Origin of the sequence: Burkholderia arboris (genome assembly GCF_902499125.1) — a bacterium.
In the GTDB taxonomy this organism is placed as follows: Bacteria; Pseudomonadota; Gammaproteobacteria; order Burkholderiales; family Burkholderiaceae; genus Burkholderia; species Burkholderia arboris.
This window is the reverse complement of the sequence record NZ_CABVPX010000003.1, coordinates 49627-66799: the sequence shown is the minus strand read 5'-3', so window position 1 is coordinate 66799 and position 17173 is coordinate 49627. Positions and strand designations below refer to the sequence as shown.

Here is a 17173-nt window from a genome sequence, read left to right as displayed (position 1 = left end):
ATCGTCCGCTCTCCAGGAACCTCCCCATGTTCGGAAAAATCAAGCTCGCGTCGGGTCTGCTCGGCGTGTTGACCGTGTTTTGCCTCTTCCTGCTCGCGATCGAAGCGCTCGGCTTCTGGGCGCTCACGTCGACGCGTAGCGGCGTCGACGATCTGTCGAACGTCGCGATCGCGCAGGTCGGCGCGGCCAGCCGGGCGACCGAGCAGCTGCTCGACGCGCGCATCAACCTGTCGCGCGCCGGCACGCGGATGGTGCGCGGTGGCCCGAAGCCGGAAGACATCATCCGTCATGCAGGCGCGTCGCTCGCGGAAGCGGACAAGGCGTTTGCCGTGCTGACGGCCGCGCAGGCGGTCGACGACACGAACCGCGCACGCGTCGCGGCGCTGACCGAGCGTTATCGCGCGCTGCGCGGCGCGCTGGGCGAACTCGTGCAGTTCCTCGACGCCGACAACATCCAGGCTTTCCTCGACCAGCCGACGCAAAGCATCCAGGACGCCTATATCGCCGAACTGCACCGCTTCACCGACTACGGCGGCGCATCGAGCCGCGCGGCCCTCGACACGATCGACGGCGGCATGCTCTGGTTCAAGTCGGTCGGCATCGTGCTGCTGGTGGCGATGCTCGCGGCGAGCGCCGCGATCTACGCGGCTGCACGGCGCGCGGTGGTCGCACCGCTGGAGGAAGCCGGCCGCCACTTCGAGCGGATCGCGCAGGGCCGGCTCGACGAAGCCGTGCGCGCGGGCGGTGTGTTCGAAATCGACCGGATGCTGCGCGGCCTCGCCACGATGCAGGCGAGCATCGCGGGCACCGTGCGCACGGTGCGCCAGGCGTCCGACGCGATCCACCTCGGCGCGGGCGAGATCGCGGGCGGCAACGCCGACCTGTCGGCGCGCACGGGCACGCAGGCCGCGTCGCTCGAGGAAACGGCCGCGAGCATGGAGGAACTGACCGCAACCGTCCGGCAGAACACCGACAGCGCACGCGCAGCCAGCGCGCTGGCCGACGCGGCGCTCGAAGCGACGGGCCACGGCGGCGGCGTGGTCGACAGCGTGATCGACCGGATGCGCGGCATTGCGCAGAGCTCGGGGCGGATCGCGGAGATCATCTCGGTGATCGACGGCATCGCGTTCCAGACCAACATCCTCGCGCTGAACGCGGCGGTCGAGGCTGCGCGGGCCGGCGAACAGGGGCGTGGTTTCGCGGTGGTCGCAGGTGAAGTGCGCTCGCTCGCGCAGCGCAGCGCGCAATCGGCGAAGGAGATCAAGGCGTTGATCGAGGATTCGGTCGCGCAGATCAACGGTGGCGCAGCGCTCGTCGAGCGCGCCGGCGATGCGATGCGGACGGTGTCGGCGTCGATTACGCGCGTCGTGCAGACGATGTCGGAGATCACCTCGGCGTCGGTCGAGCAGAGCGTCGGGATCGAGCAGGTGAATCAGGCCGTCACGCAGATGGATCAGCTCACGCAACAGAACGCGGCGCTGGTCGAGGAAGTCGCGGCGGCGGCCGCGTCGCTGAACGACCAGACCGCACACCTGATGCAGGCGGTGTCGGTGTTCGAGCTGGGTGACGGACGTTCCGCACGCGGCGAGCGCGCGGCGCCGTCGTTCGCCGGGGCGGGTTACGAACCGGCCGGCAGCGCCGCGTAGGCGGTCGCGAGGTGGTAGGGCGTCGTCGACGGCATGTCGGCGCGCGCCACCTGCCCGTCTGCCGTCTTGCACTCGAACCAGCCGCGCGGATGCAGGAAGCGCGCGGCGAACCGCTCGATCTGCCGCGCGAGCGGCGCGGAGGCCGGCGTGCCGCCGTGCGTCGCGAGCGCGCGCAGGTATTCGGTCTGCGCCCAGATCCGCTGCGTGCCGTCGACGCATGCACCTTGCGCATCGAGCGCCGCACAGACGCCGCCCGTCTGCGGATCGACACCGTATTGCTCCGCGAACGTGAACGCGCGCGACAGCGCGGCGGGGAGCGCGGTCTGCGCGAGCCGCGCGCCGGCCGCATCGACCAGATAGAACCACTCGAACTGATGGCCGGGTTCGAAACGGTTGTCGGCTGCGCCAAGCGGCAGTTCGGCCACGCAGCCGGTGGCCGCGTCGACGAACGTGCGCTCGACGGCCTGCGCGGTGCGCGTCAGCGCATCGTCGAACGCCGCGTCGCCGAAGGCATCGGCGGCCGCGAGCCACGCTTCGGTCAGGTGCATCAGCGGATTCTGCAGCGCCCCGCTGCCGGACGACGAGAAATCGGCGTGTCGCGCCGCATCGAGCAGCGCGTCGCCGTGGTGCGGCGCGAAGCGGTCCTGGATCAGCCCGGCAGTCTCCTCGGCCACTTTGCGCGCGGCGGCGTCGCCCGACGCTGCATGCCACGCAGCGCACGCGAACACGATGAACGCGTGCGTATAGAGATCCTTGGTCGTATCGAGCGGCGCGCCCTGCGCGTCGACGCTGTAGATCCAGCCGCCGTGGCGCGCGTCGCGAAAGTGCCGGCACAGTGCGTCGAACAGCGTGGCCGCGTGCGCGGTGTCGCCGGCCTGCGCGAACACAAACAGTTGCCGTGCGCACGCCATTGCGCGATAACGGGTGACGGGCAGCGGCGCGTGGGTGGCCGGATCGACGGCCTCGAACGGCAACTGCAATGTCTGGTCGAACCCTGAACCCCGCCAGATCGGCAAGACGACGTGCGCGAAATGGTGGCGCAGCTGGGCGGCCTGGGCGGAAGCGGAGTCGGAAACGGGCATGACGGGGTTGAGCGCTTGGATCGAAACGTGTCGGCGCGGCCCGGAGGATCGGCGCGGCCGGGGCCAAGGATAAAACATTCCGCGCGGCCGGCACCAAAAAAAGGAGAGAAATCGGATGCTCAGCAACCTGGAACTCGTGATGCGGCTCGTTCTGGCGGCGGCGCTCGGCAGTGTCATCGGCTTCGAGCGCGAGCGCCTGTCTTGGGCGGCCGGCCTGCGCACGCACATGCTGGTGTGCGTCGGCTCGACGCTGATCATGATCGTGTCGGCGTTCGGCTTCGCCGACGTGCTCGGCAGCAGCGACCACGTCGTGCTCGATCCGTCGCGGATCGCCGCGCAGGTCGTGTCGGGGATCGGCTTCCTCGGCGCGGGCTCGATCCTGCTGCGCGGCGAGATCGTGCGCGGGCTGACGACGGCCGCGAGCCTGTGGTCGGTCGCCGCGATCGGCCTCGCGGTGGGCGGCGGGCTCTATCTCGCGTCGATTTCGGCGACCATCATCATCCTGATCATCCTGGCCGGCATCAAGCCGCTGGAACGACGCTACTTCACGGTGCGCCAGCGGCGCCAGCTCGCGCTGACGGTCGTGAGCGGCGCGTTGACGTTCGATTCGCTGCACGCGGCGCTCGGCCCGGACAGTGCGCGCGTGAAGCAGTTCATCGTGCAGCGCGCCGACGATACGGGCGAGCACGACGAAGTGCGCATCGCGCTCGCGCGGGTGTCGGAACTCGAATACCGGGCGATCTGCGACAAGCTGCGGGCGCTGAAGGGTGTCACGCGTTTCGAAGAGGGCAACGGGCTGTCGGGCGACGAATAGGCTGAATCGGCAACGGGGCATGCGACAATGACCGACCACCGATTCCGTTCGACATCCGGTTCCGCGCCTGCGGGCCCCGCCATCCGATTTCCATGACCGAATCCGTTTCCTTGCCTCGCCCCCGTTCCCGTTCCAGTCGTTCGTCGACCCGTTCCCGCCAGCGCTCGGCCGCTGCCGCAGGCAGCACGTCCGCAAGGGCGACGGCGCGGCCCGGCAACGCGCCGGCCGGCGATGCGCTGCGGGACGAACGGACGCTCGACCTGTTCGGCGATCCGGTGCTCGAGCCGGGCGAGCGTGCGCCGGGTGCGGCGCGCGATGAGGCTGTCGTGGAAGACGACGCGGCAGCCGGTGTCGCGGACGGGCGACAGGCCTCGCTGGACGGGTTCATCGCGCCGGAGGGGGCGATCGCGGCCTCGGCTGTGCACGCGGCAGCGGAAGGTGCGGCGACGCCGGATGTCGTGGCGGCAGCCGAGGGTGTTTCGACGCCGGAAGGTGATGCGGCCGCGGACGCCGCCGGTACATCGGCAGCGGGGCGCGTCACGAAGGCAGCCGATCTGCCTGCGGCCGATGGCGTGGCCACGAAGGCCGGCGTGCCTGCGGCCGACGACGCGATGAAGGCGGCAACCACGCTGCAAACGTCCGATGGCGCTGCGGCAAAGGCGATCGAATCGCCAGCGGCGGATGCTGAAGTCGAGCAGCCCGCGGCCGAGGTCGTGGCCGTCAAATCGCGCGACGGGAAAGCCTCCGGCGATGCCGTGAAAGAGCGCCGCCCATCGTCGGGCGGCAAACGCCGCGCGGCTGCCGGTGCAGGCGAAGCGGCGGCAACGCGATCCGGAGCGGTTGCGACGCGCGCCGACTCGACGCCGGAAGCGACCGAATCGAACTTGCCGCCGGTTGCCGCTGCGCCGGTCGAACCGCAGACGCCGGCGCAGCCGGCCGAGCCGGCCAGCGCCGCGCATTCCGCGAAGCCCGGCGAAGCGACGCCTCAGCCCGACGTTTCGCCGTCGCCGGTCACGCAGCCGGTGGCATCCGCCGCGTCTTTCGTGACCAGGCCGTCGTCGGAGCGCGCGCAGCCGGCCGCGCCGGCGTTCGACCCGGACACGCACCTGCGCCCGCTGACCGACCGGCTCGCCGCGCTGCAGGCCGACGTGGACGGCCTGACGCACACGGCCGATCGCGAGATGCGCCGCGTCAACCGCCTGCTGCTGGCGCTGGCCGTCGTCGTGCTGGCGGGGCTCGTTGCACTGGTGATGCAAACGCGGCAGATCGCGCACCTGAAGCAGGACGTGGCGTCGAAGCAGCAGCGGATCGATCGCCTCGCGGCCGATCTGTCGACGCAGCAGGCAACGCTGATGACGCTCGAAGAGCACCACGAAGCGCTGCTGTCGCAAGTCGACCGGCTGCAGCGCAACGCGAACCGCGAGGCGGCCGTCGCGAAGCGTGCTCATCGCGCGCGTTAATCGTTTCGACCCTATCATGAAAGCCTGACGGAGCAAGGATCGCCGGTCTGCACCGGCGATCGGCTGTTGCGCGCCTGCGGCAAACGGATGCGGTTCACTGGCAGAGTTCAGGGAAAACCCTTAGAATGGAGGTCATCTAAGGGATAACCCTAGTCACATCTGTCAGGAGTCTCACATGAGCTTCATCCTCGCCGTGCTGCAAAAGATCGACGACCTGTTCGTGTCCCCGCATCTGCCGCTCGACGCCGAATACTCGTACGCTGCGCGTCGCGCCGAAGCCGAGCGCGTGCGCCGTGCGCACCTCGTGCCGATCGTCCTGTACCGTCGCTGATTCGCTGATTCGCTGATTCGCTGATTCGCTGATTCGCTGATTCGCTGATTCGGCGCGGCGCTCGCTGCACCCGCCTGCCCGCTTTCCACCGTCGCGTTGCGCGCCGGTGCGACCGTCCCGCTACACTGGAAGTCCGATTCCCTTTGCGGCGACCGGGCCATGTTGCAGATGCGGCCGATGACGGCCGGCGAATTCCGTGCATACCGCACGCGAGCCATCGACGGCTACGCGCGCGATCTCGTTTCATCCGGACAAAACGCTGTCGAAGACGCCGCCGATCGTGCGCGCGCCTGTTTCGACACGCTCCTTCCGGACGGCCTGCTGACAGCCGGCCAGACCCTCGTGATGCTCATCGACGGCGCCGGCGGCGACGCGGTGGGCGACCTCTGGTACGCGATCGTGCCCGAAGGGCCGAACCGCACGCTGTTCATCTACGACCTCGACATCGTCCCGTCCCGGCGCCGCCAGGGCTGGGCCACGCGCACGCTCGATGCGCTCGACGCCGAGGCGCGCCGGTACGGCATCACTGAGATCGGTCTGTCGGTGTTCAATCACAACACGGCCGCCCGTGCGCTGTATCGCGCGTGCGGCTTCGCGCCAATCACGACGACGTTGATCAAGCCGGTCGTGTCGGACTGAATCCGCCGGCCGGCGATGCGTCGTGACGCGCTGCCGGTTCGAGGTTCGACACGCCGCAACCGGCCAGCGCCGGCACGCCTCCCGATCCTTCCTGTTGGCCGATGGCCGATGGCCGATGGCCGATGGCCGAACGGCCGTTCTGCCATCCGGCCAGCGCCACCGGCACGCTTCAGCGTGCGCGGCCTTTCCATCTCCGCAGCAGCAATGCGTTCGTCACGACGCTGACGCTCGAAAACGCCATCGCCGCGCCCGCGATCACCGGGTTCAGCAAGCCGAATGCCGCGAGCGGCACGCCGACCAGGTTGTAGACGAATGCCCAGAACAGGTTCTGCTGGATCTTCCGGTACGTGCGTTTCGAGATGTCGATCGCGTCGGCGACGAGCGCCGGGTCGCCGCGCATCAGCGTGATACCGGCCGTGTGCATCGCGACGTCCGTGCCGGTCGCCATCGCGATGCCGACATCGGCCGCGGCGAGCGCGGGCGCATCGTTGATCCCGTCACCGACCATCGCGACGATTCCGCCGTGCGTGCGCTTCAGCTCGGCGACGACGCGCGCCTTGTCGTCGGGCAGCACTTGCGCGTGCACTTCGCCGATGCCGAGCGACGCCGCGACGGCCGCCGCGCTGCCGCGGTTGTCGCCGGTCACGAGTGCGCTGACGACGCCGCGCGCGGACAGCGCCGCGATCGCGTCGCGGGCGCGCGGCTTCACGGTGTCGCCGAACGCGATCAGCGCGAGCAACGTGCGCGGCGCATCGGCACGCATCAGCCACGAGATCGTGTTGCCGGCGCGTTCGAGTTCGGCCGCGCGGGCGTCGAGCTCGGGCGGCACCGCGATGCCGAGCTCGTCGCGCCAGCGCGTGCTGCCGAGCGCGAGCAGCTGGCCGCCGACACGCGCCTCCACGCCGCGTCCGGCCACCGCGCGTGCATCGGCCGCGACGGCCGGCGGCGTGGTGTCGCCGCGCGCGGCAACGTCCGCATCGTATGCGGCGACCACGGCACGCGCGAGCGGATGGTCGCTCTGCCGCTGCACGGCCGCCGCAAGCGCGAGCGCGTCGGGGCGCGACGCGCCGACGGCTTCGAACGCCGTCACGGACGGCTTGCCTTCGGTCAGCGTGCCGGTCTTGTCGAACGCGATCACGGTCGTGCGTTGCGCGAGTTCGAGCGCTTGCGCGTCCTTGATCAGCACGCCGTGCCGGGCTGCCACGCCCGTGCCGGCCATGATCGCGGCGGGCGTCGCGAGACCGAGCGCGCACGGGCATGCAATCACGAGCACCGCGACCGCGTTGAGGATCGCGGTTTCCGTCCCGGCGCCGGCGATCAGCCAGCCGACCAGCGTCAGCACGGCGATGCCGAGGATCGCCGGCACGAACACCTCGCTGACCCGATCGACGAGCCGCTGGATCGGCGCCTTCTCGGCCTGCGCGGATTCGACGAGGCGAATGATGCGCGCGAGCGTCGTTTCCGCGCCGATCGCGGTGGTTTCGACGACGAGCGCGCCTTCGCCGTTGATCGAGCCGGCCGTGACGGCGTCGCCGTCGTCTTTCGGTACCGGCAGGCTTTCGCCGGTGATCAGCGATTCGTCGATGTGCGAGCGGCCCGACACGATCCGGCCGTCGACGGGCACGCGCTCGCCGGGCCGGATGCTGACCTGCGTGCCGACGCGCACCTGCGCCAGCGGCACGTCGCGCTCGACGCCGTGCTCGACGACGCGCGCACGGTCGGGGCGCAGCGCGTTCAGCGCACGGATCGCCTCGGTGGTCTGGCGCTTCGCGCGCGATTCGAGCCATTTGCCGAAGCGCACGAGCGTGACGATGACGGCCGACGCCTCGAAATACAGATGGCCGGGATGCGCGGGATCGCGCAGCAGCATCCACAGGCTCAGGCCGTATGCGGCCGACGTACCGAGTGCGACGAGCAGGTCCATGTTGCCGGTGCGCGCCTTCACCGCATGCCAGGCCGCGCGGTAGAAGCGCGCGCCGAAGCCGAACTGCACGATCGACGCGAGCACGAGCTGCAGCCAGCCGGGCAACATCAGGTCGATGCCGAACGGCGCGACGAGCATCGGTGCGACGAGCGGTGCGCTCAGCACGGCGGACCAGATCACGAGGTTGCGTTCGCGCACCGCTTCGCGGCGCTTGCGGGCATCGGGGTCCTGCGCGGGGCTGGCCGGTTGCGCGTCGGTGCCGGCCGTTGCGCCGGCTGACGGCGCGGCGGCGAGCGATGCACGGTAGCCGGCTGTGGTGACCGCCGCGATCAGCGTGGCGGCGTCGAGTGCGCCGGCGCCATGCACCGATGCGCGCTCGGTCGCGAGATTGACCGTCGCGCGCGCGACGCCCGGCACGGCGGCCAGCGCTTTTTCGACGCGGCCGGCGCAGGACGCGCAGGTCATGCCGCCGATGTCGAGTTCGAGTCCGGCGGAGGCGGAGACTGCGGGCGGCGTGGCGGCGGCGACCGGTGTCGCGCCGTAACCGGCCTGTTTCACCGCTTCGGCGAGCCGCGCGGCGGACACGCCGGCTGTGGCGTCGACGGTGGCGCGTTCGGTCGCGAGGTTGACCGACGCACGCGTGACACCCGGCACGTTTGCCAGTGCTTTTTCGACGCGCGACACGCAAGACGCACAGGTCATCCCGTCGATGTCGATTTCGATGCTGGCGGGCGTGGCGGGCAAGGCGGCGACGGCGGCCGGGATGGCGGTGTCCGGCACCGCGGGCGTCGCACCATAGCCGGCCTGCTTCACGGCATCCGCCAGTTGCGCTGCGGAAACCCCCGCCGACGCGTCGACGGTGGCGCGTTCGGTCGCCAGGTTGACCGATGCGTGCGTGACGCCCGGCACTTTCGCCAGCGCCTTTTCGACGCGCGACACGCATGACGCACAGGTCATGCCGTCGATATCGAGCTCGATCGTGGCGGCGGCGGGAGGAAGCATGGTCGCTGCGGACGGCGCTGCTTCGTGCTGCACATGCTCCGCCGGTGCGGCCGCGGCGGCTTCAACGGCCACTTCGCGCACGGCCGCGCGGTAACCGGCTTCGTGGATTGCGTCGACGAGCCGGCCGGGCTCGACCGTGTCCTGCGCGGTCACCGTCGCCGCATGCGCATCGAGATCGACCGCAGCATCGACGACGCCCGGCACGGCGGCCAGCGCCCGCTGCACGCGGCCCGTGCAGCCGCCGCAATGCATGCCGTCGACGCTCAGCTCGATCGTTTGCAGCGCTGCGGAGGCAAGTGGTTCTGTCATGTCGGATTCCCCAAAAGCGCGGTTTGTGCCGCGAATGGTTCCAGTATCAACATTCCCATGATGGTAAGGTCAAGCACCAGATTGCAAGTGCGGAGGGGGGCGGATTCCGGGAGCCCCCGCGGGCCCCTTTCAGCCTGTCGATCCTATATGGGGGTGATCGCGCTGCACACCAGTTGTTCGCTTTCGTAGAAAGCGGCGCATGATCTGCACCTGACGGAGCAATATGCCGACCCCGGCTGTAAAATCCGACGCTCTATAAACAGGCGCGGGGGCCATCCGATGTTCGATTTCAAAAATTCCAGCAAAGAGGCATTGAAGGCGGAATACAAGCGTATTGCCCGGGAAGTCGGCGACGATCAATTCTTTACGAAAAAGGAGTTGAATCATCTGCCTGAAATCCTGATGGACGGCGAGCAGGTGTTGGCCTTTTCGTCCGGATTGATGGACGGCAATACCTGGTTGATCGTACTCACCGACCACCGCGTCGTGTTCCTCGACAAAGGTCTCATTTACGGTCTCAAACAGGTTTCGATCAATCTCGACAAGGTGAATTCGGTATCGGGAACGACCGGAATGATGTTCGGCGAAATCCGCATCGAGGATGGCGCCAGCGAGCGGATCATCAAGAACGTCTGGAAGAAAACGGTTGTGCCGTTCACGAACAAGGTGAGAGACGCGATTCGCGAGTACACGCGGGCATCGAATCCGGCGGTCGCCGTATCCGCGCCGCCTGCCGCCGACGACGTCGTATCGAAGCTGGAGCGGCTTGCCGCGTTGAAGGAGCGGGGGATTCTCACCGATGCCGAGTTCTCGGAGCAGAAGATGAAGATACTGGCGTCGTAATTCCGAGGGAACAGGCATTGCAGGCGGGCCGTCGCATCACGGGGAAGCGACGGGCCTGCCGGCCATGCAAACTGCGCCCGTTCCGCATAAGGCATTGCGCTGCCTATGCCCGGAATGCGTAATCGTCGACGTTGTACCGGTATTGACTGGCCGCAGAGATCCGTCGCTATTGGCCGGCCCGTCATGATCCATGCCGGACAGTTGGCAATGCCGAAAAATATAATCGGTCAATTGTCCTGATTGACTGAGCGCCGGAACGGCGCCAAATCCCGTGGCCCTGCGCCATACCATTTCGCATTTCGTTTTCGATACGACGTGCCAGCCGGAAGTTTTTATATTAACAATGACGATATACTTCCCTTCGTTAACCTTGCAGTGATTTTAAATGGTGGTCAATTGGCCACATGTAATCGTATATGGTTGTCAATTGACCATCTTTTCGCAAAGGCTCAAAGAGGAACGCCAGCGTCTCGGATTGAACCAGACGGCGTTTGCCTCTCTCGGCGGCGTGTCCAAGGATGCCCAACTCAACTACGAGAACGGCTCGAGACGCCCGGATTCAACGTACCTGGAGGCCGTCGCCACGCATGGCGTCGACGTCCTGTATGCGCTCACGGGACAGCGCGATGTCACCGCGCTTTCCGTCGACGAGGGCGATCTCGTGCGCCGATATCGCGAAGCGCCGACCGTCGTGCGCGCCGCGGCCTTCGCGGCCCTGGTCGCTGGAGCGATGCCCGGCACGCTTGCGCAGCGACAGGACAGCAACGGCATGGAGCGATCGGCCGGCGATGACGCGGGCGCGCCCTGCACGATCGCCCCGGGTGCCTTGCACGAGAAACGGACTGTCCGCGATTGACGGACCTGACAGTCATCGCGTGCGGCCGCATGGCAATTCAATTTCCAACAAGCGCAGATGCGCTAATGATATGAGGGACCAATGAAAAAACTGTTCAAAATCGGCCTTGGCATCGTGCTTGCGCTCATCGTCATCAGTGTGATTTTCGGCAAGAAGCCGGCACCGTCCGCCGCATCGAGCGCGGGAACCGATGCACCGGCGGCGCCGGCGCAGGCTGCACAGGCGCAAAAGCCCGTTGAAACGGTGAGCGTCACCGCATCGGCGCTGTTCACCGCTTACGACAAGAACGAAGTCTCCGCGGACCAGAAATACAAGGGCAAGGCCCTGGCCGTGGGCGGAACGGTTCAAAGCATCGACAAGGATGCCTTTGACAACATCGTCGTGAAGTTGAAGACCAGCAACCAGTTCATGCCGGTCAATGCCTATCTGAGCAAGGAACACGAAGCGCTCGCCGCGTCGCTGGAAAAGGGACAGAAAGTGTCGTGGGTGTGCGAAGGCGCCGGGCGCCTCATCGGCAGCCCGATCCTGCGAGATTGCTTTCCTGCGTAATCGTTGAGCAGGTCTGCGTCACGAAGCCCGCGATTGCGGGCTTTTTTGTTTTTACCGATCCAGGCGTGGAGAGGTCGACAGGCGGAGCGTTCGTCGGTGGTACGAACCGCCTGTCTTTGCTTTCATTTTCACAACAGCGGAGATCCGGTCAGAAGTCTGATGTATTCGGCGTATTAGGGATTGCCCCGAGGCGCTATGATACCGGCCTGACATCAGCGCCCACCGTTGCGAAACGTAGCAAAACGGCATCCGGGCAGGCTGGGGTGCCTTGCATTCGCCGTTCGCGAGACGAACAAGGCGTTGACTGAAAAGAACGATATTCGGCCAGTAATCGATGATTGAAAACCTGCAGGAATCAGTTTCTCTGCGGCGCGCGTGCGTGTCGCTGGCCATGACGGCGTTGCTCGCGGGGTGCGCGTCGCAACCGGATGCGATCCAGCGGAAAACCGGCTGGATGCGCGCGGAAGTCGCCGACTCCTATGTGTATGCGTATCCGCTCGTGCTGATGGACGTCGCGAAGGAAGCGGCGACGGGCGGCGACGGCGCGCAACCGGGGCAGGCGCCGCTCAACACGCTGCGCCACGCACAGGCGCTGCCGCCCGTCGGTGCGGTCAATCCGCCGCTGCCGGGCGTTGACACGCTCGACTCGACCGGCTGGCTCGACGTGACCGCCGAACCCGTGATCGTCACGTTGCCCGACACGCGCGGCCGCTACTGGGACGCGCGCGCGCTCGACATGTGGACGAACGTGCTGTGGTCGGCGTCGAGCGTCGTGCCGCGCGGTGCCCGCGGTGCCGTGCGATCGCAAACGATTGCCTTCGCCGCGAAGGACTGGCAAGGCACGCTGCCGAAGGGCGTGCTGCGCGTCGACGTGCCGTCCGCCAATGCGTGGCTCGACGTGCGGCTGCAGACGAGCGGCGGGCGCGACCTCACGAACGTGAAGAAACTGCAGCGGGCGATCCGCGTGGTGCCGCTGTCCGTCTACACGGGCGCCGAGCGCGGCGCGTCGGTCGCGGTGCATGCGGGCAGCGCGCCGTCCGAAGCGGTGGGCGGCGGCACGCCGGCCGAGCAGGTGGCCGCGCTCGACCCGAAGGCGTTCTTCGCACGCTTCGCGCAGGCGCTTCAGGACAATCCGGCGCCGGTCGACGACGCGCACGCACTGGAATCGCTCGGCGACATCGGCGTGACGGCCGGCTACCCGGTGCTGTGGACGGGCGACCGCCTGACGGCCGCGACGGCCGGCGTCGCCGAGGCGCGCGCGCGGCTCGCGGCGGCGCCGTCGAACCTGCTGAACGCGAACGGCTGGAGCTGGATCGGCGACACGGCCGGCAAGTACGGCCAGGACTACGCGCTGCGCGCGTATGCGGCCTACACGCAGTTCGGCGCCGCGACGCGCGACGACGAGACGCTCGCGGTCGTCCGCGTCGACAGCGACGGCCACCCGCTGAACGGCGCGAACCGCTACGTGCTGCGTTTCGCGCCGGGCGCGCTGCCGCCGGCCCGCGCGTTCTGGACGCTCACCCCCTATACGACGAACGGCGCACTGCCCGACGTCGGGTCGGCGCGCCGCTCGCTCGGCGATCGCGACCGGCTGCGCCGCAACCACGACGGTTCGATCGACATCGTCGTGTCGGCATCGCCGGGCGGCGCGCATGCGGGCAACTGGCTGCCGGCGCCGCGCACCGATTTCGCGCTCACGTTGCGCCTGTACGCGCCGAAGCCGCAGGCGAGCGACGGGTCGTGGATGCCGCCCGTCGTCGTCCGGAAATGAACGGTTGACCGCCACCGTTGTCCGACCGGCGGGCGCGGTGGTGGCGCCCGAACCCCGTATCGTCACCTCCTGAGCCTATACTTTCGGGATAGCGTGCGCGGCCGCCCGGTTGTCCGGCGCGGCCCGGCATCCATTCCCGAGGCATTCAAGCATGGCAAGCCCAGACAAAGAAACCGTATCCTCGACCCTCCATGCCCTCGGCGGTGTTGCACGCTCGCGCCGTGCCCGGCGTATCGGCATCGGCGTGCTGATCTTCCTCGTATTGTTCGGACTGCTCGGGTTCTTCGCGGCGCCGCCGCTGATCCGTCACATCGCCGAACAGCAGCTGAGCAAGCAGCTCGACCGGCCGGCCACGATCCAGCGGATCGCACTGAACCCGTACACGCTGAACCTCGAAGCCGACGGCATCCACCTCGGCGAGCGCGGCGGCCAGGGCGACTTCATCGACATCGGCAAGCTCGTCGTGAGGCCGTCGTGGTCGTCGCTGTTCCGCGGTGCGCCGATCGTCAACGAAATCCGGCTCGACTCGCCGCGCTTTCACATCGTCCGCTACGACGCGCAGCGCTTCAACTTCACCGACCTGATCGAGAAGTTCTCCGCGCCGTCGCCGAAGCCCGAAAGCAAGCCGACGCAGTTCTCGGTGTCGAACATCCAGGTGAACGACGGCCGGATCGATTTCGACGACCGTCTGCTGAACGAAAAGCACGTGGTCGACAACTGGACGCTCGGCATTCCGTACATCGCGACGCTGGCCTCGAAGACCGACATCTTCGTCGAGCCGAAGCTGCGCGCGCGCTTCGACGGCAGCCCGCTCTCGATCGACGGCAAGACCAAGCCGTTCGCGCAGTCGCGCGAATCGGAGATCGCGCTGAAGTTCGACCGCCTCGACGTCCCCAAGCTGATCTCGTACGTGCCGGCGAAGCTGCCGGTGGCCGTGACCAGCGGCCTGCTGAGCAGCAACCTCACGGTCAATTTCGTGATGAGCGGCGAGACGCCCGCGCTGCGCGTATCGGGCACCGTCGACCTGAGCGACGCGAAGGTGACGGACCATGCGTCCGCGCCGCTGTTCGCCGCGCGCGGCGTGCACGTCGCGGCGGCCAGCCTCGAGCCGCTGCGCAACGCGATGCACTTCGACGAGATCAAGATCGACCAGCCGGTGGTCGACCTGTCGCGCGACAAGCAGGGCGTGCTGAACGTCGAGAAGCTCGTCGCGCAGCCGGCTGCCGCCCCGAAGGCCGAAGCCGGCAAGCCGGCCGCACCGGGTGCCGCCGCCGCTTCCGGCGCCGCCGGCGCCGCGGCCAGCGGCGCGAAGGCCGACGATGCCGCCGCGAAGGAAGCGCCGCCGCTCGACCTGACGATCCGTCATTTCGCGATCGACGGCGGCACGGTCAACGTCGACGACCGCGTGCCGGCGACACCGACCGCGATGTCGCTGACGAAGCTTGCCGCGACGCTCGACGGCTTCTCGCTGCAGGGCAAGACGCCGGCGAAATACACGTTGTCGACGTCGCTGTCGCGCGGCGGCGACGTGACGGCCGAAGGCGCGTTCAACCTGGCGGACAAGCAGGCCGACACGAAGCTGACGGTCGCCGCGCTCGCGCTGCCGGCGCTGCAGCCGTACCTGGGCGAGGCGACGCGTGCGCGCGTGCTCGACGGCACGCTCGGCGCGACCGTCAACGCGAAGACCGACTGGGGCAAGACGCCGCTCGCCGCGGAAGTCGCCGACAGCACGATCAGCCTGAAGTCGCTGAAGATCGCGACGCCGGACAACAAGGCGCCCGCGATCGTGCTGCCCGACGCGAGCGCGAAGATCGCGAAGGTCGACGTCGCCGCGCGCACCGCGGAGATCGCGAGCGTCGACGCGAGCGGGCTCGCGCTCGACGTGAAGCGCCTGAAAGACGGCAGGATCGACCTCGCCGCGCTGGCCGAACCCGCGCAGGCGTCGGTGCCGAAGCGCACGGTCGCGCGCAAGGCCGAGGCCGCCGCGCCGTCGTGGCACTACCGGATCGACGCGCTGAACGTGAAGGATTCGTCCGCGAACTTCACCGACCTGTCGACGCCGCGCCCGGTGAAGCTGGCGATCAAGCCGCTGGAACTGTCGGTGCAGAAGCTGAGCGACGACCTGACGAAGCCGCTGCCCGTGCAGCTGAAGGCGACGCTGAACCGCAAGGGCTCGCTGAACGTGACGGGCGACGTGACCGCGCAGCCGCTGAAGGTCGGCCTGAAGATCAACGGCAACCGCCTCGACGCGGCCGCGTTCGAGCCGTACTTCGGCAGTGCGCTGAACGCGACGATCGCGAGCGCGCTGCTCAACGCGCAGGGCAACCTGACGTTCGCGCAGGTGAAGGACACGCCGCGCGCGACTTATCGCGGCGACGTCGCGCTGGTCGACGTGCGGATGCTCGACAAGGCGACGTCCGACCCGTTCGCGGGCTGGCGCTCGCTCGCGCTGTCGAACCTGAAGGCGAACTACGACGAGAAGGGCACCGACGTCGACGCCGCGCGCGTGACGTTCTCGAACTTCTACGGCCGCGTGCTGCTCGATGCGCAGGGGCGTCTGAACCTGAAGGACGTGGTCGCGAAGGAGACGGGCCCCGCGCAGTCGCTCACGCGTGACGCGAGCAAGGGCGAGCCGGTGCCGCTGTCGCCGCAGGCCGCGTCGGCGCCGGCCGCCGCGCAGCAGGCATCTGCGCCCGCACCCGCGTCCGCGACGGTGGTCGTGAAGGCCGCGACGCCGCCGCAGAATCCGGTTCGGATGCACTTCGGCGAGCTCGTGCTGCAGAACGGCCGCGTGACCTACACGGACAACTTCATCAAGCCGAACTACACGGCGAACCTCGTCGCGATCAAGGGCACGGTCGGCGCGTTCGGCACGGATTCGACGACGTCCGCGCCGGTCGACGTCGCCGCGAACCTCGCGGGCAACGGGCCGATCTCGATCAAGGGCTCGGTGAACCCGCTGATCGAAAAGCCGGCGCTCGACCTGACGGCGACCGCACACGACATCGAGCTGACCAACCTGACGCCGTACTCGGCGAAGTACGCCGGTTATCCGATCACGAAGGGCAAGCTCAACGTCGATTTGCACTACCAGCTCGCGAACGACCAGCTGTCGGCGAACAACCACATCTTCATCGACCAGCTCACGTTCGGCGATCGCGTCGAGAACGACACCGCGACGAAGCTGCCGGTGAAGCTCGCGATCTCGCTGCTGAAGAACACGCGCGGCCAGATCGACGTGAACCTGCCGGTGTCGGGTTCGCTGTCGAATCCGGAATTCAGCGTCGGCGGGCTGATCTGGCACGCGGTGCTGAACCTGATCGCGAAGGCCGTCACGTCGCCGTTCACACTGCTCGCGAATGCATTCGGCGGCGGCGGCGAGGACCTCGGCTATGTCGAGTTTGCGCCGGGCTCGTACGAGCTGACCGACGCGCAGCAGAAGAAGCTCGACACGGTCGTGAAGATGCTGACCGAGAAGCCGTCGATCCGCCTCGACCTGATCGGCCGTGTCGATCCGGCCCAGGACACGCCGGGGCTGCGCGACGCGTACGTCGAGCGGTTGGTGCGCCAGCAGAAGCTGAAGGACGTGGTCGGCCAGGGCGAAAGCGTCGATCCGATGTCGGTGAAGGTCGACAAGACCGAATACACGAAGTACCTGACGCGCGCTTACAAGGCCGCCGACTTCAAGAAGCCGCGCAACCTCGTCGGCCTGCAGAAGACGCTTCCCGATGCGGACATGAAGCAGGCGCTGGCCGATCACGCGCCGGCCGACGACAACGCGCTGCGGGCGCTCGCGCAGCAACGCGCGCAGGCCGTGCGCCAGTACCTCGACGGGAAGATCGATTCGAGCCGCGTATTCGTCGTCGCGCCGAAGCTCGACGCGAAGGGCATCTCGGACAAGGGCGCGACGACCCGCGTCGACTTCGGGCTGCAGTAAGCCTTGCCGC

At 68.1% G+C, this 17173-nt stretch carries 12 protein-coding genes; 10 read left to right on the top strand and 2 right to left on the bottom strand.

Going from position 1 to position 17173, the window contains the following annotated elements; translation table 11 throughout:
* Positions 1 to 26: 26 nt before the first annotated feature.
* Positions 27 to 1646 (top strand): methyl-accepting chemotaxis protein, encoded by a 1620-nt coding sequence (locus BLA15945_RS04715; RefSeq protein ID WP_174991630.1) that lies wholly within the window; start codon positions 27 to 29, stop codon positions 1644 to 1646.
* Here the strand turns inward: BLA15945_RS04715 and BLA15945_RS04710 are convergent.
* Positions 1619 to 2728 carry an AGE family epimerase/isomerase gene (locus BLA15945_RS04710; RefSeq protein ID WP_174991629.1) on the bottom strand — a complete coding sequence of 370 codons (1110 nt, stop codon included), beginning with the start codon at positions 2726 to 2728 and terminating at the stop codon, positions 1619 to 1621. The two genes, BLA15945_RS04715 and BLA15945_RS04710, sit on opposite strands and share 28 nt — an antisense overlap.
* Before the next feature lie 115 nt (positions 2729 to 2843).
* On the opposite strand from BLA15945_RS04710, the gene BLA15945_RS04705 reads away from it, so the two are divergent.
* The 4 genes from BLA15945_RS04705 to BLA15945_RS04690 all read left to right on the top strand — a co-directional run bounded on the left by BLA15945_RS04705 (position 2844) and on the right by BLA15945_RS04690 (position 5972).
* The gene (locus tag BLA15945_RS04705; protein ID WP_174991628.1) at positions 2844 to 3542 is read left to right on the top strand and encodes an MgtC/SapB family protein; all 699 of its coding nucleotides are present in this window, start codon (positions 2844 to 2846) and stop codon (positions 3540 to 3542) included.
* A gap of 92 nt (positions 3543 to 3634) precedes the next feature.
* Positions 3635 to 5002 carry a flagellar hook-length control protein FliK gene (locus tag BLA15945_RS04700; protein ID WP_174991627.1) on the top strand — a complete coding sequence of 456 codons (1368 nt, stop codon included), beginning with the start codon at positions 3635 to 3637 and terminating at the stop codon, positions 5000 to 5002.
* 175 nt (positions 5003 to 5177) lie between these two features.
* The gene (locus BLA15945_RS04695) at positions 5178 to 5333 is read left to right on the top strand and encodes a hypothetical protein (RefSeq protein ID WP_174991626.1); all 156 of its coding nucleotides are present in this window, start codon (positions 5178 to 5180) and stop codon (positions 5331 to 5333) included.
* A gap of 159 nt (positions 5334 to 5492) precedes the next feature.
* Entirely contained in the window at positions 5493 to 5972 is a 480-nt protein-coding gene (locus tag BLA15945_RS04690; RefSeq protein WP_174991625.1) for a GNAT family N-acetyltransferase, read from the top strand.
* A gap of 169 nt (positions 5973 to 6141) precedes the next feature.
* Here BLA15945_RS04690 and BLA15945_RS04685 read toward each other — a convergent pair whose 3' ends face one another.
* A complete protein-coding gene (locus BLA15945_RS04685) occupies positions 6142 to 9207 on the bottom strand; it encodes a heavy metal translocating P-type ATPase (protein WP_174991624.1) in 3066 nt (1021 codons plus the stop codon).
* 279 nt (positions 9208 to 9486) lie between these two features.
* On the opposite strand from BLA15945_RS04685, the gene BLA15945_RS04680 reads away from it, so the two are divergent.
* From BLA15945_RS04680 to BLA15945_RS04660, 5 genes are all read left to right on the top strand, one after another.
* Positions 9487 to 10050: a PH domain-containing protein gene (locus BLA15945_RS04680; protein ID WP_174991623.1), complete on the top strand. Its 564-nt coding sequence runs from the start codon at positions 9487 to 9489 to the stop codon at positions 10048 to 10050.
* Positions 10051 to 10477: 427 nt separating this feature from the next.
* The gene (locus tag BLA15945_RS04675) at positions 10478 to 10906 is read left to right on the top strand and encodes a helix-turn-helix domain-containing protein (RefSeq protein ID WP_174991622.1); all 429 of its coding nucleotides are present in this window, start codon (positions 10478 to 10480) and stop codon (positions 10904 to 10906) included.
* Between the two features lie 81 nt (positions 10907 to 10987).
* The gene (locus tag BLA15945_RS04670) at positions 10988 to 11455 is read left to right on the top strand and encodes an OB-fold protein (RefSeq protein WP_174991621.1); all 468 of its coding nucleotides are present in this window, start codon (positions 10988 to 10990) and stop codon (positions 11453 to 11455) included.
* Positions 11456 to 11789: 334 nt separating this feature from the next.
* Positions 11790 to 13226, top strand: a complete 1437-nt coding sequence (locus BLA15945_RS04665) for a DUF1254 domain-containing protein (protein WP_174991620.1) — start codon at positions 11790 to 11792, stop codon at positions 13224 to 13226.
* Positions 13227 to 13377: 151 nt separating this feature from the next.
* A complete protein-coding gene (locus BLA15945_RS04660; protein WP_174991619.1) occupies positions 13378 to 17163 on the top strand; it encodes a DUF748 domain-containing protein in 3786 nt (1261 codons plus the stop codon).
* The last annotated feature ends 10 nt before the right edge of the window (positions 17164 to 17173 follow it).